Source organism: Microvirga ossetica, assembly GCF_002741015.1.
GTDB classification, from domain to species: domain Bacteria; phylum Pseudomonadota; class Alphaproteobacteria; order Rhizobiales; family Beijerinckiaceae; genus Microvirga; species Microvirga ossetica.
In genome coordinates this window covers 1,107,538-1,130,942 of record NZ_CP016617.1, presented here as the reverse complement: position 1 = coordinate 1,130,942, position 23,405 = coordinate 1,107,538, and the positions used below count along the sequence as shown (strand labels likewise).

Below are 23,405 nucleotides of genomic sequence, written 5' to 3'. Positions count from 1 at the left end.
CAAGCGGGCGCGCCGAAACGCGCCCGTCGGCTGTTGACGATCAGGGCTTCACAAGGCCGATGGAGGTGAGAACCTCATGAACCCGAGCATTCTCCGCTTTCAGAAAGGCTGCGAACTCATCGCCTGAGAGATAGGCATCGTCCCAACCCTTCTGCTTGAGGACTTCCTGCCAAGCGGGAGACGTCACCAGCTTACCGATGGTCTCAGTCAGGGTCTTGCGCTGCTCTGGGCTGATGCCAGGAGGAGCCACGACGGAACGCCAGTTGGTGATCTCGAGATCAACCCCCTGGTCCTTCAGGGTGGGCGTTGCCATGCCCTCGCGCTGGGTCGGCGCGGTAACCGCGATCAGGCGCAGCTTACCAGCCTTGATCTGGCTTTCGAATTCGCCGAGTCCCGAAATGCCGGCGGTGACCTTGCCACCGAGGATTGCTGCGAGGGCTTCGCCGCCGCCAGAGAACGGGATGTAGTTGATCTTGGTCGGGTCGGCCCCTGCGGCCTTGGCGAAAAGACCTGCGGCGATGTGATCGACACCGCCAGCCGAGCCGCCGGCCCAGGTGACCTTCGACGGGTCGGCTTTGATGGCGGCCACGAGGTCTTGGACCGACTTGATTGGCGAGCCTGGCGGAACGACGATGGCTTCGGCCTCAGCGGTGAGGCGGGCAATTGGCGTCACCTGCTCTAAGGTGACCGGCGATTTGTTGGTCAGGAGCGCGCCCATCATGACGAACCCGTTGACCATGAGCTGGTGGCCGTCGCCCTTGGAGTTGTTGACAAGTTGGGCGATGCCGATCGAGCCGCCGGCACCCGGCACGTTGGTGACCTGCACGCTCTTGGCGATGCCAGACTGCATCAGGACCTGCTGCATCGAGCGGGCCGTCTGGTCCCAGCCGCCGCCCGGCGCCGCTGGCGCCATAAGTTTCAGTTCGGATTGAGCAAAGGCGGAGGTAGCGAATAGGGCCGTTGCAGCGACAATCAATGCCCGTGACAGGCGTGGGCGAAAGTGGATCATGGATCATCCTCCCAGGATGGTGAAGGTTCACTCCGGCTGCTTGATGCAGTCGCAGGAGCCGTCCTAAGGGATGAACCTGACAGCAACCTGACTAACTTCTGGGGCGAACAAGAGCAGGGAAGCGTAGGCGGTTATCGGCTAGAAGGGCGTTCTCAAATGGGGAGGTTTGCGACCACGCTTATGGTTCGTTGCGCGGCTGCTGACGCCGGCGAATGCGGTGGATGACGCGAGAAACGGATTGTAGGCACAGATCTTTCTTCAGGAAGAAGCTAAGCGTTTCAAAAGATCGTCTTAAGCCCTTAGCCATGCCCAAAATGCCAAGCTTTGATGGCCTCACTGGCTTTCTATTCGGCGGGCCGGCCGTCTCCTCAAGCCGCGCAGCGATAACTGAGTCGAGGAAGCGTTGGATCGGAGCGGCTGTATTCCGCCTGATATGGGCGAGGGCCTCGTCTGTCTCGGTTTGGGTCTGCTTCATCGGTTCACCTGACGATCCTGGAGCTGGATAGGTGCCCGAGCGCTTCCTTGAGCGTCTGACCCGCCTTTCCGGGTCCTTCTTTATGGATGATAAGGCTTCTGCTTGATCGGAGGCTTGGTGATTGGACCGGAGCTTCGCCTTTCTCCAGGGTAGGACATATGCGACCTGTCGCTGGAGGCAACCCTGAAAGAGTTACGTCCATGCATAGCTCCCCTGCAGAAATCCATCATGTTTGTCAGGTTCGTGTCAGGTGAGGCGTCTACAGGCTCATCGTCATGACATGACGGTTGTCAAATCCAATTGGCTGATTGCTAAGCCTTTGACGGAGAGCTTCGATGAATGTGACAGGCACAAAGACGTTCAATCAGAGTTCGTCACCCTGGTGTCTCGATAACGACACCCGTGACAGCGTGATCGCGCGTCGAAATGTGCTCGCGGGCCTGTGGGCCGGCCGCCTCCTTGGTTTGTCGAACGCCGATCTTTCGTCCTATGCTACCGACGTTCACCGGGCCGACTTCGAAATGGACGGCGATGGTGACATCGTCGGGAAGATCACTCGCGATCTTTCGCTTCACGGCTTGTCATGTTCCGAGCGGCAGGTCCGGGACAAACTCCGCGCCTATCACCGTGAAGCGTTTCGTCAGGTAGCAGTTACCGATTGAGCCTCAGGTACGATGCAGCTGCCTTTCGCAAGGCAGCTTCTTGGGCACGACTGTGCTGTTAGCAGGGCGACCGTATGACAGCACAAGCACGATCCGATACGCTACCGAGAGCAGACTTCAAAATGAATGATCCACATCGCTGAGCCAGCAACATGAATCGTCTGGCCTAGGATAGGTCCGGCAGCTACGTGCCGGCACCATAAAGCAATCCCTGAACAACACGAAAGAGGAACCCATGACTAACATCGTCATCGTCGGAGCGACGCGCACGGCCGTCGGCTCGTTCAACGGGGCCTTCGCCAACACCCCGGCCCACGAGCTCGGCGCCATCGCCGTCAAGGCGGCCCTCGAGCGGGCGAAGGTCGACGGCGCGGAAGTGGACGAGGTCATCCTCGGCCAGATCCTGACCGCAGGCCAGGGCCAGAACCCGGCCCGCCAAGCCGCCATCGCCGCGGGCGTGCCGCAGGAAAAGACCGCCTGGGCGCTCAACCAGCTCTGCGGCTCGGGCCTGCGTACGGTGGCCATCGGCCTGCAGCAGATCGCCAATGGCGATGCGAACATCATCGTCGCCGGCGGCCAGGAATCCATGTCGCTCGCCCCCCACGCCGCCCATATGCGCTCCGGCACCAAGATGGGCGACTTCAAGCTCGTCGACACCATGCTGAAGGACGGCCTGATGGACGCCTTCAACGGCTATCACATGGGCACCACCGCCGAGAACGTGGCCCAGCGCTGGCAGCTCACCCGCGAGGAGCAGGACCAGTTCGCGACCGCCTCCCAGAACAAGGCCGAGGCGGCCCAGAAGGAAGGCCGCTTCAAGGACGAGATCACGCCCGTCACGATTTCCAGCCGCAAGGGCGACATCGTGGTGGACCAGGACGAGTATATCCGCGCCGGCACCACCGTCGAATCCCTGGCGAAGCTCAGGCCCGCCTTCTCGAAGGACGGCACGGTCACGGCCGGCAATGCGTCCGGCATCAACGACGGCGCGGCAGCCCTCGTGCTGATGACCGAGGCCGAGGCCCAGAAGCGCGGCCTGACCCCGCTCGCCCGCATCGCCTCCTGGGCGACGGCCGGCGTCGATCCGGCGATCATGGGCACGGGCCCGATCCCGTCCTCCCGCAAGGCGCTGGAGAAGGCCGGCTGGAAGGTCTCCGACCTCGATCTCGTCGAAGCCAACGAGGCCTTCGCGGCCCAGGCGCTCGCGGTCAACAAGGACATGGGCTGGGATCCGTCGATCGTGAACGTGAACGGCGGCGCCATCGCCATCGGCCACCCGATCGGCGCCTCGGGCGCCCGCGTGCTCGTGACCCTGCTGCACGAGATGGGCCGGCGCAACGCCAAGAAGGGCCTCGCTACCCTGTGCATCGGCGGCGGCATGGGCGTCGCCATGTGCCTGGAGCGCTAAGTCACCAGCAGCCCGGATCAACCGGGCTGCTTTCGACACGGGATCCGGAGTGATCCTATCAGGATGGAATCTCACAAGGAGCAAGACATGGCGCGCGTTGCATTGGTCACCGGCGGCACTCGTGGCATCGGTGCCGCAATCTCAAAAGGTTTGAAGGACGCAGGCTACAAAGTTGCGGCCAATTACGGCGGCAATGACGAAGCCGCCAACCAGTTCAAAGCTGAGACCGGCATCCCGGTCTTCAAGTTCGACGTCTCCGATTCCGCTGCCTGCGAGACGGGCATCCGCGCCGTCGAAGCCGAGCTCGGCCCCGATCGGGGCCATGCTGCTGCGTCATCACGAGACGGACGGACTTCTCTGCGGCACCTATGGGACCTATGAAACCCATCTGAAGCCGGTGGCCGAGGTCGTTGGGCGGAAGCCCGGCATCAACACGCTGGCTGCCATGAATGTGGTGATGATGCCAAACCAGACAGTGTTCATCACTGATACCTACATCAACGAGAACCCAACCGCCAAACAGATCGCTGAGATCGCCCTGCTGGCAGCCGACGAGGTCCGGCGCTTCGGCGTGATGCCACGAGTAGCACTGCTTTCACATTCGAGCTTTGGGAGCGCTCAGACGACTTCGGCCGTGAAGATGCGGCAGGCTCTGGAACTGATCCAGACGCAAGCGCCAGATCTTGAAGTCGAGGGCGAGATGCACGGTGATGCAGCGCTCAACAAAGGCATTATCGATCGGGTGTTCCCAGGCTCGCGCCTGACCGGGGCAGCCAACCTGCTGGTGATGCCGAACCTCGATGCGGCGAACATCACCTTCAACGTGCTCAAGGCTGGCCGGGCAGGGGATTACGGTCGGCCCGATCCTGTTGGGGGGCGAGGCGACCAGTCCATATTCTGACGCCCACCAGCACAGTACGGCGGATCACGAACATGACGGCTCTGACCTCGGTAGAGGCCGCCATCGCTGAGTGACCGCTGAAACGCATGAAGAGATTATGCCGATAGGGTTGCTGACGCCGCTTGATGGGACAAGGCCGCAGGATCTCGCTTGTCACGGTTAGCGAGCTGTAAGCTCAAAGTGCGACCAACCCGTATCCTTGCACTCGCGGAAGTGGTGACCCCAGCGGATCGAAGCTCCTAATGCCGCGGTAGCCCTCTTCCGCGCTAAGCCGATGTTGAAGCTGGCCGGGAGCGGCGACTTCATCAGCCTCAACCACGCGAAGTAACCATGCTTCCCTGTACAGTTCCAAGGGATCGTAGAGGGATCTGCTCTGGATTCCTCATTCAGCATCTTCCCGGGTATCTCGCCCCGATCATAGTGGCCATGTCCGCGTATTATCTGGTGATCGCGGCGTTCACACTCGGTTGGATGTCGGCACAGAACTCTAATTGCCAGGGGCTGTCACCTCAAAGGCGCGGCGCGGAGATCGCGGAGGCATAGATCACCGGACGGTCAGGCCAGATGGAGCTGAAGGTGGTGCCGACCTCCCGGCCGGGGACCGCGATGGTGCAATTCAGGCTGTCGAACTTGGCGGCCGCCAGAAGATCGGGCACACCCTCGCCGGAAGACGCCGGAGTGGCCTCGCAACCGGCCTGCGTCACGGCGTCATTGCTGAGTCCAACGCCGCTCTTCGCCAGCAGTCTCCGAGGGGGCGGAGAGGCCCGTCACCGCAAGTGGGTAACACCGAAGCCTAGATGTTTTTAGGTCGGTCGACATGCGGTCACGTGCCAGATACCGGAGGGTGGGGACGTGTAAGGCTCTAGATTGCGGCGCCCCCGCAGACGGAAGTCAACGAACGTCCGTCCGAGATCGTAGAAGGACATATGGCCGATCTCTCCCATCGGGACGGTCCTCAGGCCCTTGCCATCCAGCAGCCGAAAGCCCGTCCTGATCCCGGGATCGTGGCCGGCTCCGTCGGGAACGGAGGTGATTGTTCCTTCCCCCGTGCTCCCGTCGACGTCGACTCGAAACCGAAAGGTCTCGTTAGTCTTCCGGACGATGAGATCAAAAACGGAATCATTGCCGATGCGGCTGCTGTGGATCTCGAAATGCTCGGGCGCGTATTTCGGCCGGAACGTGGCGTGCTCCAGCTTGCAGGCTGCAGCCTCTGCCACGACAGGTGACAGCGCGAGGCTGGCGATTAGAACGGCAAGTCGCATGCGCATCATCAGGCCGCCTCCTGGCCCTCAACCCGGGTGGCCAGCACCTTATCGATCCGGCGGCCGTCCATGTCGATGACCTCGAAACGCCATCCCATTGTCTCAACAGCTTCGCCCGTGCTGGGCAGGTGCTGGAGTTCGCCGATCACCAGACCGGCGACGGTCTCGTAGTTGCGCCGCTCCGGCAGGGCGATCCCGAGTTGCTCGGCCATCTCGTCGGCCGGCGTCCAGCCGGCAAGGAGCCAGGAGCTATCTTCCCGCTGCACCGCCTCGGGCTCGGCTTCGCCTTCGTCGGAGCGGAAGGCCCCGGCAATGGCATCGAGAATGTCGGCCGGGGTGATGATGCCGTCGAAATGCCCGTACTCGTCGTGCACGAGCGCCATGGGAACCTCGGCCTGCCGCAGCACCTCCAGGGCATCCAGCGCATCAAGGGTGTCGGGGATGATCGGCGCCTTGCGAATGTGCTTGCGGATGTCGAGGGGCTCGTCCCGCAGCGAGGCGGCCAGGAGTTCCCGGGCCTGCACGACGCCCAGCATGTTATCGGGATGCCCCTCGGCCACGGGAAGGCGGGAATGTGGGGTCTTGATCAGGGTCTCGCGGATCTCGAACTCGTCATCGTCGAGATCGATCCAGTCAACGTCGGTGCGTGGCGTCATCACCCCGCGCACCGCCCGGTCGCCGAGGCGCTTGACACCCGCGATCATCTTGCGCTCGTCGGTCTCGATCACGCCGGCCGTTTCCGCCTCGGCCATGATGGTCTTGATCTCCTCCTCGGTCACGGCGCTGTCGGATTCCGTGCCTTGGCCGAAGAGGCGGAAGATCAGCTTGGTCGAGGCATCGAGCAGCCAGACGACCGGAGCCCCGATCCGGGAGATCTGCGCCATGAGGGGTGCGACCGTACAGGCGATACCCTCAGCGTTCTTCAGCGCCAGATGCTTGGGCACGAGTTCACCCACCACGACGGAGAGATAGGTGATGGTCCCGATCACGAGGCCGTAGCCGAGTGGTTCAGCCGCGCGCTCGGGCATGCCCTGATCGAGCAGGATCTGGGTGAGGCGGTCGCCAAGTGCTGCGCCGGAGAAGGCGCCTGCCAGGATGCCGACGAGGGTGATGCCGATCTGGACTGTCGACAGGAACCGTCCGGGATCCTCCGCCAGCCTGAGGGCTGTGGCGGCACCCGCGCGTCCGCTGTCGGCCATCGTCTTCAGGCGGGCCTTGCGGGCCGAGACGATGGACAGTTCGGACAGGGCGAAGAGGCCGTTCAGGCCGATCAGAAGGAAAGCTATGCCGAGTTCGAGCACGGGATCTTCCGGTGTTTGGGGCACCGCTCCGAAGTCCTAAATGTGGTTGCCGGACGGTTCTGCACGAAACGTGTCATCCGATGAGAACCCACAACTGGTCGAGAAAGGCGCGGATTCCGGCAAGGATCGCGGACGAAATCGCGACGAGGATCAGGATGCTGCCGACCGTCGCGAGCCAGCCGATGATCGTGGCCATGCCATCCCGCTCGAGGATGCCAAGCGAGAAGGCCGCGATGGCAAAGGCCGGCGGAATGTTGCCGAACGGGATCGGCAGGAAAAGGATGAGGGCAAGCAGCAGGCAGGCCGCGCCGACGATCCGCTCCGGGGCGCGATGCAGGAGAAACGGCAGCCTAGGTTTGAGGAACCGCTCGCCGCGGGCAAGGACCGGACTGAGCTTGGCTGTCAGCAGGGCGAAGGAGTCGCGCTGGATCGAACGCTCGCGAATGAAGGCGGGCATCCAAAGGGTCGGGCGTCCGAGCATCACCTGCGCGGTGATGAAGAGAAGCGGCGCTCCCAGGACGGCCGACGTACCCGGTGGGAGCGGCAAAATGTTGGGGGCTGCGAAGACGAGCATCAGGGCTCCGAAGGCCCGATCTCCGAAGGCGCCCAGCACATCGTTGATGGCGATGGTTGGGCTGGGGCGGCTGGCGAGATCACTCAGGACCTCGGAAAACCGTTGTCGAGGTTCGGGGCCCTCATCCGGGGATGGGGCGGCAGCGAGACTACTCGAAGGTTCGGGCATGGTCGCGTGTGTAGCGATCCCGGACGGTCGGGGCAAGTCTGATCGGGTACCAGTGAGAACCAAGGACGGCCGACAGGAAAGGATGATCCCGCATCTGCGGGTATGACAGCTCCAAACTCTAACCTGGATCATAGACGAGTTCCAAAAACCACAGGACGGTGGTGGCATGACGCTGGGAGGCTCCATGCCCCGCTACTTCTTCCACCATCGCGTGGGCGATCGGATGATGTAGGACGCCGTCGGGCTCGAGCTGCCTGACGTGAAGATCGCCCCCGACCCGGATCGGGCTGCGGCGGTGTGGATGGACATCATCGCAGGCCGCATCCAGCCGGGCCAGATCCTGGTGATCACGGATGCGATCGGGAAGGTGCCGTTCGTCACTGCCCGATGATGGCTACCTGGAACGGTGGATATCGGATTCCGACCCTGGCGACGATGACCGCTACGTCACGGAATCAAACCGCATGGCCCTGAACTCCTGGCCCGTCTCCTCCACAATCTCGATCGTCAGATCCTCCCGGCGCAGGGTGCCGGGCAGGTAGGCGCGGAACTGTCGGGCCACCCTGTGTGCCTGAGCGCAGGCGGCATCCAGGTCAGGCAGGTCGAGGATCTCGAAATCCCGCGCATGGCACAGGCCGCTGTAAGCGTTGAAAAGGTATCGTGGCATGGGCGCCCTCGCTTGAGCCAAGGCATCCGTGCCGCTCTTTCGGAGGTGCTGCTATCATCCAGGTTAAATTTCGGGATGCTCCGCACAGAGAAGGGATGCCTGGCGCCTGATTTCGGTGGCTCTCTTTGACCTGGGTTAAAGCATCTCCGTCAGAGGCGGTGCAGGCTGACAGTTGGAGTGGGGTGGCTTTCACCCGTGGGTTCCTCAAGCAGCCCCGCTCACGCACTCGCCTGAACCGCGCACCCACCACGGCTTGGGCTGAAAGGGAGGCTGCAATCGATAATCCGCCTGGGCTGCGAGCGCCTCTCCCAGCTTCGTGCGTTTGAGGCGCCTGTCTCAGCTCCACAATTTGAGCCTTTTGACCGGATCATCCGGAACATCGTCAGTGACGTGTGACCTGCGGGTCACCACGGGCCCGTCGTCCAGCGACCGGGCCCGTTCCATGTCCGGGCATTGGTCGACTTGTGGTGGAGGACGTTCTGGAACGCGACAACCATCAGCTCACCAAGCGTCCCCGATGAGTTTCGGTGCTCCTGCCGGGGAGTGCATCTCCTGCGCAACAAAGGTCTCCGCACGTCCAAGCGCCGCCAGATGGCCCGCGTCTTCCTGACGGGGAATCGGTGCTCCTGACTGAGCCTGAACGGGACAAATCTTCGGCATTCGGTAGCAGGCACCACCAACACCAAGTCGGTGTCGGGGCGAAATAGATAATCGTCCTGCATTAACTTCATCAATGATCGGGACATGGACTGCAACGAGTGGCTCTCATACCGACTACTCGGCCCTATAGGAGCGGCAGACTTGCGATGGCACCGTTCTCAGTGGTCGGGTTCCGGTTCGGAGCCATCAGCGAACCCGATGACGATGTCGTTGATGAACTTTCGAGTGAGGATTCGGGCCATCAACTCGCTTGAGGGCACGTGTTCGACAAAGGAGCCGGGACCGCCTACGACTTTCTGCTGAAAATACTCGATCACATCAGGATCCTGCCCCAGCACGACCCCGTTGATCGTGAAGCCAAGAGCGAGCGTCGCATTCCGCGCTCCTTGAGCGTCAGCACCCACATTGTCGGGACCATTCCCGATGATGTTGATGACCGAGCGTGTAGACCGGAAGGGCGCAGCCTTGAGCATGTCCGACGCGGACGACAAGGCACGGGAGAGATCAGTGGGCCTGCCGAAGCGCTGCTCCACCCGGCGCAGGGTCGATTCGGTGGCGATCTGTTCGGAGAATGCTGCCCTGATCTGTTGGACGGCTACCCTGGCATCGTCCGCCGAGCCGATCAGCATCCACGGCAGCATAGGCAGGGTCTTGGTATGCCAGCCGAACAGGGCGAAGCCGATCCGGCCATGATGGCCATGCTGAATGGCGCGGATGACCTCGGGCGAAAGGAGCGCCTTGGCGAGCCCCTCCTGTACGATCCAATGTTCGTCCAGGCTGACGGAATGGGAGAAATCCAGGCCCGTCACCACGTTGATGTCGGTCTCGGTCTCGATCGAGGTTGCCGGGCCTCCCTCCAGCAGAACGTACGCCAACGCCACGACACCGAGCGTTCCAAGCCTGTTCATAGCCGCCTCCGAGAAGAGAGGTAAGGCGATCCGCCGGGCGAATGGCGATCATACGCCCGGCCGGCGCTGCCGCAAAGCTGACCAGCCCAGACTGCGGGTCGACCAGGCGCCTGCCACGTTGGGGGCCCGATTCTGCCGATCAGCCCTTCACCAAGGGACAGCCACCTTCGTTGAGAGGGCGGATCGCTTGGTCGGCAGGAGCGGTGGCGAGGAGCTTGTAGAGGCCCCTCTCGCCCTTGGAACCGCCGGGCTTCTTGACCTCGACCAGGTGCATGTCATGGATCTTGCGCCCGTCCGGCCGGATGCTGCCGTTGCCGAACACCGGGTCGTCGGTCGACACCTCCTTCATCCTGGCCATGACCTTGGTCGGATCCTTGTCCTTCAGGGCCTCAACGGCCATGAGATAATGAAGGGTCGCGGGATAATCTCCATTAAGTCTGGGGGCGTTTGCTACCGAATCCCGCAAATCTTGCGAGCACGGCTCGCGGGACCATCGTAACCACGGACGAGTCGATGAAGACACGCCGTCGATATCTGCCATCAGCCAGTGCCAGGACCGGTCATCGGGAGTTCACCAGAAGCTTGAGGTGGGCTGTCGGTGGCGCGATCCCGGTACTCGCTCACCAAGCGCGCAACTCGGTTGAGATGGCGGTCCTGGATCTCGAAGCCTTCCAAGCCGTGGATCGTGTCGAAGAGATAGTCCCGGCAGGAGCCGAGCGCCCCGCAAGCGGTCGCAATCACCTGGGCCGTGGCATCCTCCGATACGGGACGCACGTAGTTCGGCGCCGCGCGGTTGATGGTGAAGGCAATACCGGGCGTGTCGTGGATCAGGCCTGGACCGTGCAGCCTGACCCAGCGGGGGACGTAGGCTCCCGTCACCATCTCACGCCGCCAGACCAACTCAAGCTCAGCCTTCGCCTCGGCGCAATCGATGCGGAAGGCCACGCCCTTGCACGCGCCGCCGCGATCCAGCCCGAGAACCAGGCCGGGGCGCGCAGGCGTTCCTCGTCCGATAGGCGTGGACAGGCAGAACTGCCGATGCCAGCCCCGGATCAGGACGGGCTGCCGCTCGATGTAGTGGAAGGCTGGGTTCCAGATCAGCGAGCCATAGGCAAACAGCCAGACATCATCACCCTGAGTGGGTTGAGCAGCGAGCGTCGCGTCCAGAGATCTACGGCGTTCCTCATCGCTCAGCACCCGAAGGCTGGTTCCCGAGCGCGCGATCAGCTCACTGACGAAGCCGTTCTGAATGGCTTCCCGGCTGAGGGGATGGCGTCGCTTCTCCCCCATCGATTCGTCCATTCCATCCTCCGCTTGGGCGTCCAGAACCGAGCCGCGAGCACCATGTAGTCAGGACGGGATCCAGCCCGGGCACAGTATATGGATCCTGCACCAGCCCGGTGCACATGTCTGTGACGCAGGACAGGGTCACGCCGCGGGCAAAATGTCCGCTTCAAGCGAAACACCTGCCATTGCCAGACGGCAAACATCGATCACTCGCCATCCGGTGGGTCAGGGGGGACCGGCAGCCAATGCGAAGGCTCAAGCACGACACTCGTATCCAGATAGGCCAGCCACTTGCCGCGAAACCAGACGCCGGTGTGCCAGCCGCCCTGATGGGGGCAGAAGAGGAGGAGAGGGTGGTCGTCCTCGTGCGGAGCGGTGGCGATGGGTCGTGGCGTCATGGATGCATTCTACCGTAGCCGCTCAGCCTGTGCCTTAGCCGACACCTTCCGGCAACACCACGGCCTGAGCCGCCGGCGGTTGTCCTCAGGAGATCGGCCAGGGTGTTACACCAGGGTGAACGAGCGCCCGATCAACCGAAACCCCTTTCAAGGATTAGGCAAGACGGCACCGAAGCTGTCGGCGGTGAAATCCAAGGGCGGCCGACAGGAAACGATGATCCCGCACCTGCGTGTATCAGCGCGCCGATGAGCACCCTGAGGATACCCACCGTGACGAACTTCCCGCTCTCGGCACATCCCGGAAGTATGCCGAAATCAAGTGCGAGGCGTTAAGGGGAGGGGTACCGTTCCCTCCAACCAGGCATGGGTTGCGGCCTCGCGGGCGGTCCGCTCGTCCTGGAAACCATGGTCAGTGATCGTCTCGAAGCCGCAGACGTGGCACTGAACGGTGGCGGCGAAGCCACCATCATGCGTGGCGAAGCTCAGGACGGATGCTGCGTCGCAGGAACATCGTGGGCAGCACGTCTCGCCCATATGGCCTTTCCTTTCCAGAGCGATTGCTGCCGGGGACTTCAGGTTAACGCATCCGGAGCCGCTCTTGGGCCCGTAAAGCCGCGACAAATTCGATGCGACCCCAAACAGCCGAAGGCAAGTTCTTGAGCTAACCCCCAAAACGCGATATGCTGCAAATGCTTTGCAAGAGCGACAAGGTCGTGCGCCATGCGCAATTGGCTGCGAGAGACCGTCAACCGACGTCACCTTCTCTGGGGCAGCCTCGCCACGGCAAGCGGCTTCCTTATCGGGGGAGCAGCGGCGACCGGTCAGAGTTCGCATGCAGAGCGTGGTTCCGCACCACCCTACGATGCGAATGGGGCCGGTCATCACGGCGCGCACGGCCATATGATCACGGTGGGCGACGTCGGCAACGCCCGCAACGGCTTCGACCCAACATCGCTCCTGACGGACTGGAACACCGGCGTGGTCTCAAGTCTGCCGGACGGGCGCACGCTGCGAACCTTCGAGATCATCGGCGAGGACAAGGAGATCGAGATCGCGCCGGGCATCCTCTTTCCGGCCTGGACCTACAATGGTCGGGTCCCCGGCCCCAGCCTGCGGGTAACCGAAGGCGACCGCGTTCGCATCATCTTCCAAAACAACGGGTCGCACCGCCATTCCATCCATTTCCACGGCATCCACTCGGCCCGCATGGACGGCATTCCCGGAGCGGGCGAAATCGGTCCTGGCGAGGAATTCATCTACGAGTTCGATGCGCTTCCCTTCGGCTGCCATCTCTATCACTGCCATGCCCTGCCGCTGAAGCGGCACATCCACAAGGGCATGTACGGCGCCTTCATCATCGATCCCGATCCGGCGCGTCATCCCGAGCAAGCCGACGTAGCCCGCTCCCGCCTCCTCGGTACGCCCGAGAACCGGGAGTGGCAGGAGTTCGTCATGGTGATGAACGGCTTCGACACCAACTTCGATGGAGAGAACGAGGTCTACGCCGTCAACACGGTCGCGCATCACTACGCCAAGCACCCGATTACCGTCATCCGCGGCAGGCCGGTCCGCATCTATCTCATCAATGTGGTTGAGTTCGACCCGATCAACTCGCTGCACCTGCATGGCAACTTCTTCGACTACTACGACCACGGCACGACCCTGACGCCGACGCTGCGCACCATCGATACGGTGATGCAGTGCCAGGCGCAGCGCGGCATCCTGGAGTTCACCTACCGCGCGCATGAGACAGGCCTGTACATGTTCCACGCCCACCAGGCCGAGTTCACCGAGCTCGGCTGGATGGGCATGTTCGATGTGGTGGAGGCGGCCGCATGAACGATCGCGCGGGTCCTGAAACGGTTGTTGCTTCGCCACGTCCGCCCACGGTACGGCCGGGATACGCATTCGTGCTGTGGATCGCATTGCCCTTGTTCCTGCTTGGACTGGTAGCCACGTGGCTCGCGGTGTCCGATCCGTTGCGGGCCTTCAACAACGGCGCGCCGCCCGTCGAGCGGCTGACGTTCGAGCGCCGCATCCTCGACAATACCGGCATTCACCTCCGCGTGCGGGCCGGCGGCTCCGAGCCGATCACCATCGCGCAGGTGCAGGTGGATGACGCCTACTGGACCTTCGTCCAAGATCCGCCCGGCGATCTTGCCCGGCTCGCGACCGCCTGGATCCACATCCCTTTCCCCTGGACCCTCGGCGAGGCGCATGAGGTCCGGGTCGTGACGAAAACCGGGACGACCTTCGACCATGAAATCCCGGTGGCCGTGCGCACCCCGGAGGCTCACTCGAGCCAGCTCGTGCCGCAGGCCGTGCTGGGCGCCTTTGTCGGCATCGTGCCGGTTGCGATCGGCCTGATGTTCTACCCGGTGCTGCGCGGGGTCGGGGCACAGGGCATGAGCTTCCTGCTCGCCCTCACCATCGGCCTGCTCGCGTTCCTGTTCGTCGACTCGCTCGAGGACGCACTCGAGCTGGCCGGGGAGGCGGCCGTCGCCTTTCAGGGTCATGTGATGGTGGTGCTTGCGGCTATCATCAGCTTTCTCCTGCTGTGGGTCATCGGCCGACGCCGGGGCACCCCGACCGGGCTGGGGCTGGCGACAGCCATCGCGATTGGGATCGGCCTGCACAACCTCGGTGAGGGCCTCGCGATCGGTGCCGCCTTCACGGCCGGAGCCGCAGGGCTCGGCACCTTCCTCGTGCTCGGCTTCACGCTCCACAACATCACCGAAGGCGTCGGGATCGCCGCGCCGCTGGTGAAGGAGCCTCCGCCGCTTTCCGCCTTCGTCTGGCTGGCCTTGCTGGCGGGAGCCCCGGCCATCCTGGGGATGTGGTTCGGAAGCCTCGCCTACAGCCCGCAATGGGCGGCCCTGGCGCTGGCGGTCGGAGCCGGGGCCATTCTTCAGGTCATCGTCGAAGTTGGGGTCTATCTCTGGCGTCTGGACGACCGATGGAAAAGCGGGGCGGTCCCTGTCAGCGTGTTCGGCGGGCTCGTGGCTGGTCTTTCGCTGATGTATGCCACCGCCGTCCTGGTGAAGGTCTAGCAAGCGAGGGACGGGTTCGATGACGGCTCGCGGGACGAAGCATACTCGCCCGGGAACCCCGGGCGACAGGATCAGGGCCAACCGCCGGACACGGGCGTGGGCCGGAGGCTCGCGGGGACCCGCTGCATTATCGGGGGCAAACCGCATCGAGTCCCAGTGTCGGGCGAAGGGGATGAGACTGACGGATCAGCGCCGCCTGATCGCCCGGGTTCTCTCGGAGGCCCAGGATCATCCCGATGTGTTCGAACTGCACCGCCGCGTGGTGACGCAGTGCCCGCATATTTCACTCGCCACCATCTACCGGACGGTCAGGCGCCTGGAGGCGGAGGGCATCCTCGAGCGGCGTGAATTCCGCGACGGCCATGCCCGGTACGAGCCGGCGTCGAAGACGCATCATGATCACCTGATCGATCTCGAAACCGGCAGCGTCATCGAGTTCCGGAATGCCGAGATCGAGCGGTTGCAACACGAGATCGCGCGGCAACTCGGTTACCGGCTGGTCAGCCATCGCCTGGAACTCTACGCCGTGCCGATCCCGGTCGACCCTCGCTCGAACGAGGACGAGTCCTGATCCAGTTCCGGCTGTCAGTCCCTCGGGCCGAGCAGAATGATGACCGCACCGGCCAGGCAAACACGGCGCCGGTGATCCCAGCGGTCGGGCTGACGGTTCTCTACAAGCCATAGCCAACCAAGCGACGCGGCGATGTAGATCCCACCATAGGCTGCATAGGCGCCCCCCGCAGCATCAGCGTCAACCAGGATCAGACATCAAGCAAACACGATGAGCGATGCCATGCCGGGGAGCAGCCACCACACCGATTGTCCGAGACGGAAATAGGACCGAAAGGCAAAACAGCCGGCGATCTCAGCCAGCGCGGCACCCACATACCAGAGCCGGTTCGCGGGGTCGCTGCTGGCCGCAACCATTCTGCCGGCCCAACGCCCCACAATCCAAGCGCGACGATCGTCAACCCAGTTGCCCATCAAATCTCAACGAGCATCTTTGGCCCGGACACCGTGAACTCCCGACGGTCATGAAATGGCACTTCCTGGAAGAAACGCTTTGGTCAGCTCATGACGCGGTAAACGGACCTTCATTTCATTTGCTGGTCGTTACTCTTTGGTAGAGTCGAGGTGTGGCGCGGTGGCGGTAGGATCAGCCTATCTGTTTCCGCCGCTTTCGCCGAGCGGTGCCTCACTAGCCGAGCCGTTGCTCCGTTTCCACACCCCGCTCATCGAACCGGACATGCAGATCTCCCGCATCCGGCTCTCGGACAAGACCTCACGCCTTCACCCACGGCACGTCGTGCCCAAGCCGGCTCAGGCGGACGAGCCCGAAGTGCCCGTAAAGATGCGAGAGGGGATAAGCCCCGCCCTTGCGTCGCCTGACCTTATGCTTGGAGCGCAACCACCGGCGCAACCGCACCGCTGTATAGGTGTCGAGCGCCCGGTACGCCGGGTTGACGGTGCCTACTGAGAAGTAGTTCGCCCATCCGCGTAGCGTGCGGTTCAACTTGCCCACCAGCACTGTGGTCTCTTGCCATGTTCCCGCTCGGGCGGTCAGCGCATGGATCTTCTCGACCGCGCGCCGGATGCTCTTCTTCGAGGGCCGTTGCGCCAGGCGGGCCTGGCCGGTTCTCGCCGAATACATCCGTCCGAACGTGTATCCCAGGAAGTCGAACTCACCTTCCGGAACCTTGCAGATGCGTGTCTTCTCCTCGTTCACCGTCAGCTTCAGCTTGCCCATGATCTCGCGCAGCCGGTGCAAGGCCTCTTCGGCTTTGCCCTTCCTGCACAGGATCACGAGGTCATCCGCATAGGTCACGATGCGACTGCCGAGGCTGTGCTCCAGCCCGAGCTTCTTCCATCCCAGCACAAACCGGCGCATGTACAGATTGGCCAGCAAGGGTGAGAGGGGTGAACCCTGCGGGATGCCGCGCCGTTGATCGCGCGCCTCCGTTGTCCGTGTCGTCTGTCCTCGTGTGTCGGTTTCTTCCACGGGGCAGTCCAGCCACCCTCTGATCAGGTGCAGCACGCGCCGATCAACGATGCGGCGCGCCACTGACGTCATCAGCTCGGCATGGGGAATGCTCCCGAAGTAGTCCGCGAGGTCGGCGTCCACGACGTCCGGATGGCCTCGGAACAGCAGCTCTTCCACCTCGATCACCGCCTGCTGGGCATTGCGCCCAGTCCGGTAGGCGTAGAGTTCTGGTGGAAGGTCGGCCTCGAAGATCGGGTCCAGCACCAGCATCGCTGCTGTCATGCAGACCCGATCCCGCACGGTCGAGATGCCCAGCGGCCTGAGTTTGCCGTTGGCCTTCGGGATGAACACGCGTCTGATCGGGTCCGGTCGGTAAGTCTCCTGCCTGAGCGCAAGCGCCAGTTCACCCAGCCACCGCTCGACCCCATACGCCTCGATGTCCGCAAAGTCCTGACCGTCGCCACCCGGTGCGCCCTTGTTCGAGCGGCACTGGGCATAGGCATGCGCCAGAATGTCCTCGCGGCTGATCTTGTCGTACAGGGCGTAGAAGCGATAACCGGCTTCTGCCTTCGCTTTCGCGTGCAACGCCGTCTGCAGTTTCTGAACACTCTTTGGAGTTGATAGGTTGCCCAATCTCCAGATCCCTCACCACGTCTTGCGTCTGTCTTGAACTGAGGTCCCTTTCCTCGACCAGCGTTGACTGGCTTCAGCGGTACTACGGACCTCTCCGCCACCCCAGGGCGCCCGGCCTGTCCCTCGCGGGCCTCCGGTTGGTCATCCCTGACCACGTCCTGGGGCTTCCCGTGTTGCGTGCGCTTTCCTTGTGTCCATGCTGCCGCCACTACCCCGGTGCAGCGCCTGGGCGTACTCTTTGCTCATTCACCCAGCCGTATCAGCCTTCCCCGAAAGGGTTGTCGGGTCGGCCTGCACATCGTCCTTTTCGAGGCTTGCTCAGCGTTCACTCACGTTGCGGCCTGCACACTCGCGCGGTCACCAATTCGTGACCCGCTATCCGAAGGCTTCAGCCATTTCGTTACCTCCATGACTGCTCCGGTTGCTTCCGGCTGGAGCGGTGGCCGGGTGGGACTTGCACCCACTGGAAAGCGCCGCCTTGTCACGGCGCACACCCGCTGCGGACCTTCGGGACACATGAGCTTTCAGGTCTAGTCTGTCTCGATATCAGGGTTTCACCCGATACCTGACATCAGCAAGTCACCTATTTTGGAAATGATTGAGCCGGGCACCGAGGCACGCTGGTCTCCTCGCATGCCGTGATCCGATGAACGGAAGAGGTCCGCGATGATCAGGGACTGCTGGACAGGACTGGTGGGCGCCGTCCTCGCCATCGTTGGCTTCGCGACGGTCGTACAAGCGCAACCGTCAGGGACATCCGCCGATCTGGCCTCCCGCGCCGTCGAGCGCCGTGCCATCGAGGCCATGAATTGGGGCATGGCGGCGGTCAACACCGACCTGATGCTTCAGGAGATGCTCAACAAGACGACCGGCAAAATGAACCAAATCGTTTACTGGTCGCGCCCACTGGATTGGCGCAATCAGACACTCACGCCCAATCCGGACGCTATCTATCTCATGGCGTTCTTCAATACCAAGGATGCCGGACCGATCGTGCTAGAAATTCCAGCGGCGGGCGAGGACGGATCGCTGAACGGCAACATCGTGGACTTCTGGCAGGTGCCGCTGGAAGACGCCGGCCCGTCCGGCGCCGACGCCGGTAAGGGCGGGAAATATCTGGTGCTGCCACCGGGGTACACGGGTTCAGTTCCTGTCGGCTACATCGCGCTGCGTTCCACCACATACGGCGGCTATGCGCTGCTGCGCTCGAACCTAAAAAGCCACAGCGAGGCCGACATCGCCCGATCGGTGGCCTACGGCAAAAAGGTGAAATTATATCCGCTATCGCAGGCCGCCAGTCCGCCGCATACGGTCTTCGCCGACGCCGCGGACGTTCTGTTCGATTCCACAATTCGCTACGACGCGAGCTTCTTCACCTCGCTCGACCGCGTGGTACAGAGCGAGCCGTGGCTGTCGCGCGACCGCGCGATGATCGATGTGCTGCGCACGCTCGGGATCGAAAAGGGAAAAACCTTCAATCCGGATGCCAAAACCAAGGCGGCGCTGGAAACCGGCGCCAGGGAAGCGCAAGCATGGCTCGAAGCGCGATACGACACCGGACTTCCACCCTTCTATCCCGGGAGCCATTGGAATTCGCTGGCGTCGCCTGAGATGATCGCAGCGGTTCAGTCGGATTTCGATGATCCTGACAAATACCCGGTCGATGCGCGGGGCATGACTTATACCTATGCGTTCGTCGGTCTTAAGCGCCTCGGCACCGGCCAGTTCTACTTGGTCAGCCTCAGAGACAAGGACGGCAATCCGTTCGACGGGGGCAAGACCTATCGGATGACGGTTCCAGCGAATCCGCCTGTTGAGCAATACTGGTCGCTGACGGCGTATGACCGGCAAAGGCACACTCTCATCCGCAACATGCCGCGAGCCAGCCGCTCATCGCAGATCCCCGAAATGCAGAAGAACGCCGACGGCTCGGTCGATGTCTACCTCGGCCCGGCAGCGCCGGCGGGCAAGGAGCCGAACTGGATCCCGACCGATCCGCAGCGCGCCTTCGAGGTCATGTTCCGCGCCTATGCGCCGACAAAGGCATTCTTCGACAAGACGTGGAAGCTGCCGGACATCGAGAAGGTCGCGGCACAATGACCTGAGGACACGCTATGCGAAAACTCATTCTACCAATCGCGGCAACCTTCCTGCTGACGGCATCGGTCGTGCCTCAGGCCGTCCAGGCCCAGTCCGCCCCGGGAGCTGGCACCGCGCTGTCTGCCGAGCAGGCCCGCGAGGAGAATGCCTACGCGGTCGGCCTGCAAGCCTTCCTGTGGGGCTATCCGCTCCGCTACTACGGCCAATCGACCCCTAAGTCCGTTGCCGTCGGAGGAAGCTACCTCAACGACTTCCGGCGCTATCCCGAACTCAAGACCGCCAAGGACAGGTTCGTCGTCACGCCCAACAACGTCACGGTCGATGCCTACGCGACCCTGGATCTCACGGCTGAGCCGGTCGTGGTGTTCGTGCCCGCCCTGACCGAGCCACGCTGGTACATCGTGCAGATCGGCGACAGCTTCGACGAGGTCGTCCGCAACATCGGCGGCACAAAGGGGGCGCAACCGGGCGTCTACCTCATCACCGGCCCGGACTTTGCCGGCACCGTGCCTGGCGACATGACCGAGGTGAGGATGCGCACTAAGATCGGCGTGGCGGCGGTTCGCATCCTGACCAAGGGCGCGGCTGACCTGCCCAAGGCCGTGGAGGCCCAGAAGGGCTTCCATCTGATGCCGCTCTCGGCCTACCTGCGCGAGGGATTGGCTCACAAGCCGCCGGCTGAGCGGCCGATGATGGCGGCCTACGACAGCAAGGCCCCGGAGGAGATCCGCTTCTTCGACGAACTCGGCCATGCGATGAGCCAAAGGCTTCCGGCCTCAGCCGACTTTGATGACGCGCTCGTCGCCTCGTTCCGCCAGATCGGGCTGAGCGTCGGCAAGGGGTTCGAGTGGCAGACCTTGGATGAGCCGACCCGGCGCGGCCTAGTCCGTGCCGCCAAGGCGGGCGAGCAGATCGTCGATCGCAAATGGGAGGCGGCGGGCGAGACGGCCAACGGCTGGAAGTACACTTTTGCCGGAGGGCGGGCCGGCTACGATCCTGGCCTGCGCGCCGCGCTGATCAAGTACGAGCTGGGCGCCCAGCTCTCAGACCAGGTGCTCTATCCCAACACGGCCGTCGACGACAAAGGCGAGGCTCTGACGGGAGAACGGAAATACGTCTTGCGTTTCGATGCCGGCAGGCTGCCGCCCGTCTCGGTGTTCTGGAACGTGGCGATGTACGGCTCCGACATGCTGTTCGTGGAAAACGACTTCGGTCGCTACAGTTTCGGCAGCATGACGGAGGGACTGAAGCCGGACGCGGACGGGTCGCTGACGATCCTGATCCAGAAGGAACGCCCGGCCGACACCTCGAACTGGCTGCCCGCGCCGTCCGGCCCCTTCAATCTCACCATGCGCTTCTACGGGCCGGAGACGCCGGTACTCGATGGGTCCTATAGGCTGCCGGCGGTTAAGCGGATGCAATAACCCGCCTTCTGGACCGGTGCTGTGCGCGTCACGCCATGAAAGCAAGGGGAGGGGGATAGAAAGCAGAGCGAAGGACTGCTCCTGGCACGGGGCTGACCTTAGCCGTACTTCCGCACTGCTGGGATGAGCGGACTTTCGTTCGAACGTTTGCTCCTACCGAGTTTGACCCACTCCGGACCATCGTGTGGTTGCGACACATGCCAGACAGAGCGCCGGATCCCATTGGCATGAAGATTCATGAGGCCTTTTGCGCGTCACCGCTTCCTTTGCCGTCGGGTGCAAGGATTTGCAGACCTTTGACCGCTCTGCCCCACTCGGCAGATGAGCCACTGCCGGCCGTTGTCCTAAGAGTGGGATAATCGCCCTGCTGCCAGGACCCTCAAAGCCGACTATGGTCTCTCCGCCTTGGAGATGCGGCAATCCCCTGGTGTTCGGGACCGGGCAGGAGGGGTCGGAAGGTGGCGCCGCCGATCCCTCTTCACCCGCTCGCTTTAAGGACAGCATTCGCCAGGATTCGCAGTCCCGCCGAGGCGTCTTCCCGAGCCGGTTTTACTGAATAGGCTGCGCGGCATTCCACAAGCCCGCACGAACACCTTCCGAAATCTCCAAATCGCGTTCCATACTGGAGATTATGCGAAAAACGCGGCGCGGTTTTTGAGCCTACTTTCTGGCCATTAGGACCGCCACGCCGAACAGCCCTATTGCACCGAACAAGCCCAGCCACCTGAGCAGATGAGCCAACCTGTCGGTCGTTGGAGACGGCCGATGGTGGTCGAGCCAGTCGTCGAAATCATCATCGCTCATGGGTCAATCGATCCCGGTTTATTTCTCACGTCCATGAATAGAAAAGGTTGTCGGGGCTGAAACGACCGCACTGCGTGGATGTGCTTTCATTGTCTTATCGACTGACCTACCCGAGGTCCTCCGGCGGGGCGCCGTTGGCGTGAGCCTTGCGCTCCTCTTCCTGCGCGAGCTGCTCAAGGTGCTCGGCCGCCTCAAGCAGTTGCTCGCGGGCCTCGTCGATCGCAATCTTCTCGACAATGGTCCGGATTTCCTGCGCCTGCCGGCGATAGTCGGCAGCTTTCTTAAGATGATCGACAGACATGGTTGATCGTCACATGCGCAATGAAGGCATCAGCGCCTCGTGGTCGACCTGGATCGAGACCGTCACGGTGAGAACCGGCTGTCGCTGCTCATCCTTCACCTCGACCCGAATGTCCTCGGAGGTTGCACCCTGCACCTGGAGCAATCGGTTCCGCGTCAGCTCACCCGCGGTGCGCCGGGCCTCGATCTCGGCCATGTGAAGGCTGTCGATCTCGTAACCAACCTCGTCGCGGTTGGGAAAAGCACCCAAGACAAGGTCGAAGTAGAAGCGCGGCATCGGCGATGTGACCGGTGAGAGAAAAGGCAGTCCGCCCGCCTGCTGGCGCTCTTGCCAGGCTGCCTTGCAGGCGAGCGGATTCGGCACCGGGATTGCCCCCACGGTCCGTGGAGCCGGATTGTTAGCGGAAAAGAATCCGGATGCCTTGCTACTTTGGGCCAACGGCTTATTGGATCGGGCCAGACCGGCTGCGCCAGCGCCTGTTCCATACTGAGGGTTATGCGAAATTGCGCGCGGCTTTAGGTGCGGGCGCGACAGGACCCTTATTCGGGAGTAAAATGACCGCAGTAGCGTTCCCGACGCTCTGACGAGCGCCGCCTGCCCATCATGAGGGAGAGCGGCCTATGTCTCTCAAGCTTGATCTCTTTACGGCGATCGCCCTGCTCAGTTTCGACCCACCCACCGAAGCCCACGACATCTACGCGCCCCTGAAGGACCGATGGGGAAACAGTTGCTGCAACGACCAGGATTGTCGCCCTGTCCCTTACCGGGTGACGCCGGCCTGAGTGCAAATGCTCGTCGATGGCAATTGGATCGCCGTGCCGGACCACGCGATCCAGTATCGGGCGCTGCCCGGGGATAGAGGTGAAACAGCCGACGGGCATTGGTGCGGAGAAATCCGCTTATTGCAGGATGAGACAGTGAGATATTCAACTCACTGCGCCATCCTACCGCCTAACGGAGCAGCTCTCTTTGGAGCGCCCTCTGCTCTTCGTGAAGGTCGCATCCAGCCTGTTCCCTAATCGACGTTATGCGAATTACGGTGGCGGTGCGCGCTGTGAGGCGTGACCTTTCGGCGGCCAGATCTGGACTACGGAAATTCCAAGTTGCGCCTTGTGGTCCGGATCGGGGGTAAGCATGGACACGGTGGCGAGATGGGTTTGTGAGCTGCTCGGCTTGTCAGGCTGCACCGTGTGGTCCCCGGCCGATGTGGCCTTGTTCGCCTGGGCGACCACAATGGCCGGGCTGATCATCGCGGTACTGCTCGTCGGCTTTGTGCTCGGGCGGCACTGACGTTCGCCCAAGTGCCATGTTCTCTGTTTCAGAACAGGGCATTATCGGACATTCGCAGCCCTAAAACGCCAGAAGCCCCGGATCGCTCCAGGGCCTCGGCTGTGGGCGGTACCTTGCACCCGGCTTGCACCAGGGCCAGATC

23 protein-coding genes and 3 pseudogenes are annotated in these 23,405 nt (G+C 62.8%); 12 read left to right on the top strand and 14 right to left on the bottom strand.

Annotated features, from left to right (window positions below; translation table 11 throughout):
- Positions 1-40: 40 nt before the first annotated feature.
- Entirely contained in the window at positions 41-1,009 is a 969-nt protein-coding gene (locus BB934_RS33450) for a Bug family tripartite tricarboxylate transporter substrate binding protein (RefSeq protein WP_099514110.1), read from the bottom strand.
- 810 nt (positions 1,010-1,819) lie between these two features.
- On the opposite strand from BB934_RS33450, the gene BB934_RS33440 reads away from it, so the two are divergent.
- The 4 genes and pseudogenes from BB934_RS33440 (at position 1,820) to BB934_RS48615 (ending at position 4,455) form a co-directional block, all read left to right on the top strand.
- Positions 1,820-2,146 carry a DUF1476 domain-containing protein gene (locus BB934_RS33440; RefSeq protein ID WP_099514108.1) on the top strand — a complete coding sequence of 109 codons (327 nt, stop codon included), beginning with the start codon at positions 1,820-1,822 and terminating at the stop codon, positions 2,144-2,146.
- Positions 2,147-2,381: 235 nt separating this feature from the next.
- Positions 2,382-3,554, top strand: a complete 1,173-nt coding sequence (locus BB934_RS33435; RefSeq protein WP_099514107.1) for an acetyl-CoA C-acetyltransferase — start codon at positions 2,382-2,384, stop codon at positions 3,552-3,554.
- A gap of 87 nt (positions 3,555-3,641) precedes the next feature.
- Positions 3,642-3,866 (top strand): annotated as a pseudogene (locus tag BB934_RS33430) (SDR family NAD(P)-dependent oxidoreductase); the annotation flags it as partial.
- Between the two features lie 10 nt (positions 3,867-3,876).
- A complete protein-coding gene (locus BB934_RS48615) occupies positions 3,877-4,455 on the top strand; it encodes a phosphate acyltransferase (protein ID WP_418294772.1) in 579 nt (192 codons plus the stop codon).
- A gap of 509 nt (positions 4,456-4,964) precedes the next feature.
- Here the strand turns inward: BB934_RS48615 and BB934_RS33420 are convergent.
- The 4 genes from BB934_RS33420 to BB934_RS33405 all read right to left on the bottom strand — a co-directional run bounded on the left by BB934_RS33420 (position 4,965) and on the right by BB934_RS33405 (position 7,760).
- Positions 4,965-5,159, bottom strand: coding sequence for a hypothetical protein (locus BB934_RS33420; RefSeq protein ID WP_099514106.1), 195 nt, complete (start codon positions 5,157-5,159; stop codon positions 4,965-4,967).
- 99 nt (positions 5,160-5,258) lie between these two features.
- Positions 5,259-5,726, bottom strand: a complete 468-nt coding sequence (locus BB934_RS33415) for a hypothetical protein (RefSeq protein WP_099514105.1) — start codon at positions 5,724-5,726, stop codon at positions 5,259-5,261.
- Positions 5,726-7,018 (bottom strand): hemolysin family protein, encoded by a 1,293-nt coding sequence (locus BB934_RS33410; protein WP_099514104.1) that lies wholly within the window; start codon positions 7,016-7,018, stop codon positions 5,726-5,728. Before BB934_RS33410 ends, BB934_RS33415 begins: the two co-directional genes overlap by 1 nt.
- 73 nt (positions 7,019-7,091) lie before the next feature.
- Positions 7,092-7,760, bottom strand: a complete 669-nt coding sequence (locus tag BB934_RS33405; protein ID WP_099514103.1) for an exopolysaccharide biosynthesis protein — start codon at positions 7,758-7,760, stop codon at positions 7,092-7,094.
- Positions 7,761-8,019: 259 nt separating this feature from the next.
- Here BB934_RS33405 and BB934_RS50295 point away from each other — a divergent pair, with 259 nt between their 5' ends.
- Entirely contained in the window at positions 8,020-8,151 is a 132-nt protein-coding gene (locus tag BB934_RS50295) for a hypothetical protein (protein WP_257792376.1), read from the top strand.
- 51 nt (positions 8,152-8,202) lie between these two features.
- On the opposite strand, the gene BB934_RS33400 is transcribed toward BB934_RS50295, so the two are convergent.
- From BB934_RS33400 to BB934_RS33375, 5 genes and pseudogenes are all read right to left on the bottom strand, one after another.
- A complete protein-coding gene (locus tag BB934_RS33400; RefSeq protein ID WP_099514102.1) occupies positions 8,203-8,427 on the bottom strand; it encodes a DUF6894 family protein in 225 nt (74 codons plus the stop codon).
- An 818-nt stretch (positions 8,428-9,245) separates the two neighbouring features.
- Positions 9,246-9,995, bottom strand: a complete 750-nt coding sequence (locus BB934_RS33390) for a DUF1194 domain-containing protein (RefSeq protein WP_099514100.1) — start codon at positions 9,993-9,995, stop codon at positions 9,246-9,248.
- Positions 9,996-10,134: 139 nt separating this feature from the next.
- Positions 10,135-10,425: pseudogene (locus tag BB934_RS33385) on the bottom strand (ABC transporter substrate-binding protein); the annotation flags it as partial.
- A gap of 110 nt (positions 10,426-10,535) precedes the next feature.
- Entirely contained in the window at positions 10,536-11,297 is a 762-nt protein-coding gene (locus tag BB934_RS33380; protein WP_237050432.1) for a gamma-glutamylcyclotransferase, read from the bottom strand.
- A gap of 191 nt (positions 11,298-11,488) precedes the next feature.
- A complete protein-coding gene (locus tag BB934_RS33375; protein ID WP_099514098.1) occupies positions 11,489-11,680 on the bottom strand; it encodes a hypothetical protein in 192 nt (63 codons plus the stop codon).
- 720 nt (positions 11,681-12,400) lie between these two features.
- Between BB934_RS33375 and BB934_RS33365 the strand changes: the two genes are divergently transcribed.
- The 3 genes from BB934_RS33365 (at position 12,401) to BB934_RS33355 (ending at position 15,301) form a co-directional block, all read left to right on the top strand.
- Positions 12,401-13,519, top strand: coding sequence for a multicopper oxidase domain-containing protein (locus BB934_RS33365; protein WP_099514096.1), 1,119 nt, complete (start codon positions 12,401-12,403; stop codon positions 13,517-13,519).
- Positions 13,516-14,730, top strand: a complete 1,215-nt coding sequence (locus tag BB934_RS33360) for a ZIP family metal transporter (RefSeq protein ID WP_237050431.1) — start codon at positions 13,516-13,518, stop codon at positions 14,728-14,730. Before BB934_RS33365 ends, BB934_RS33360 begins: the two co-directional genes overlap by 4 nt.
- Positions 14,731-14,902: 172 nt before the next feature.
- Positions 14,903-15,301: a Fur family transcriptional regulator gene (locus BB934_RS33355; RefSeq protein ID WP_237050107.1), complete on the top strand. Its 399-nt coding sequence runs from the start codon at positions 14,903-14,905 to the stop codon at positions 15,299-15,301.
- A gap of 14 nt (positions 15,302-15,315) precedes the next feature.
- Here BB934_RS33355 and BB934_RS33350 read toward each other — a convergent pair.
- Both BB934_RS33350 and ltrA read right to left on the bottom strand, forming a co-directional pair.
- A pseudogene (locus tag BB934_RS33350) lies at positions 15,316-15,657 on the bottom strand (YnfA family protein).
- Positions 15,658-16,012: 355 nt separating this feature from the next.
- Positions 16,013-17,296, bottom strand: a complete 1,284-nt coding sequence (ltrA, locus tag BB934_RS33345) for a group II intron reverse transcriptase/maturase (protein ID WP_237050430.1) — start codon at positions 17,294-17,296, stop codon at positions 16,013-16,015.
- A 714-nt stretch (positions 17,297-18,010) separates the two neighbouring features.
- Between ltrA and BB934_RS33335 the strand changes: the two genes are divergently transcribed.
- Together BB934_RS33335 and BB934_RS33330 are read left to right on the top strand one after the other, a co-directional pair.
- On the top strand, positions 18,011-19,444 hold the full coding sequence (locus tag BB934_RS33335) for a DUF1254 domain-containing protein (protein ID WP_099514093.1): 1,434 nt from the start codon (positions 18,011-18,013) through the stop codon (positions 19,442-19,444).
- Between the two features lie 14 nt (positions 19,445-19,458).
- Positions 19,459-20,868 (top strand): DUF1254 domain-containing protein, encoded by a 1,410-nt coding sequence (locus tag BB934_RS33330; RefSeq protein ID WP_162299250.1) that lies wholly within the window; start codon positions 19,459-19,461, stop codon positions 20,866-20,868.
- A gap of 910 nt (positions 20,869-21,778) precedes the next feature.
- Here the strand turns inward: BB934_RS33330 and BB934_RS33325 are convergent.
- Together BB934_RS33325 and BB934_RS33320 are read right to left on the bottom strand one after the other, a co-directional pair.
- Entirely contained in the window at positions 21,779-21,973 is a 195-nt protein-coding gene (locus BB934_RS33325; protein ID WP_099514092.1) for a hypothetical protein, read from the bottom strand.
- A 9-nt stretch (positions 21,974-21,982) separates the two neighbouring features.
- Complete coding sequence (locus BB934_RS33320; RefSeq protein WP_099514091.1) at positions 21,983-22,336, bottom strand: DUF6894 family protein; 354 nt, start codon at positions 22,334-22,336, stop codon at positions 21,983-21,985.
- 257 nt (positions 22,337-22,593) lie between these two features.
- On the opposite strand from BB934_RS33320, the gene BB934_RS47695 reads away from it, so the two are divergent.
- Together BB934_RS47695 and BB934_RS47690 are read left to right on the top strand one after the other, a co-directional pair.
- Positions 22,594-22,755 (top strand): hypothetical protein, encoded by a 162-nt coding sequence (locus BB934_RS47695; protein ID WP_157934471.1) that lies wholly within the window; start codon positions 22,594-22,596, stop codon positions 22,753-22,755.
- 361 nt (positions 22,756-23,116) lie between these two features.
- On the top strand, positions 23,117-23,263 hold the full coding sequence (locus BB934_RS47690) for a hypothetical protein (RefSeq protein WP_162299240.1): 147 nt from the start codon (positions 23,117-23,119) through the stop codon (positions 23,261-23,263).
- The last annotated feature ends 142 nt before the right edge of the window (positions 23,264-23,405 follow it).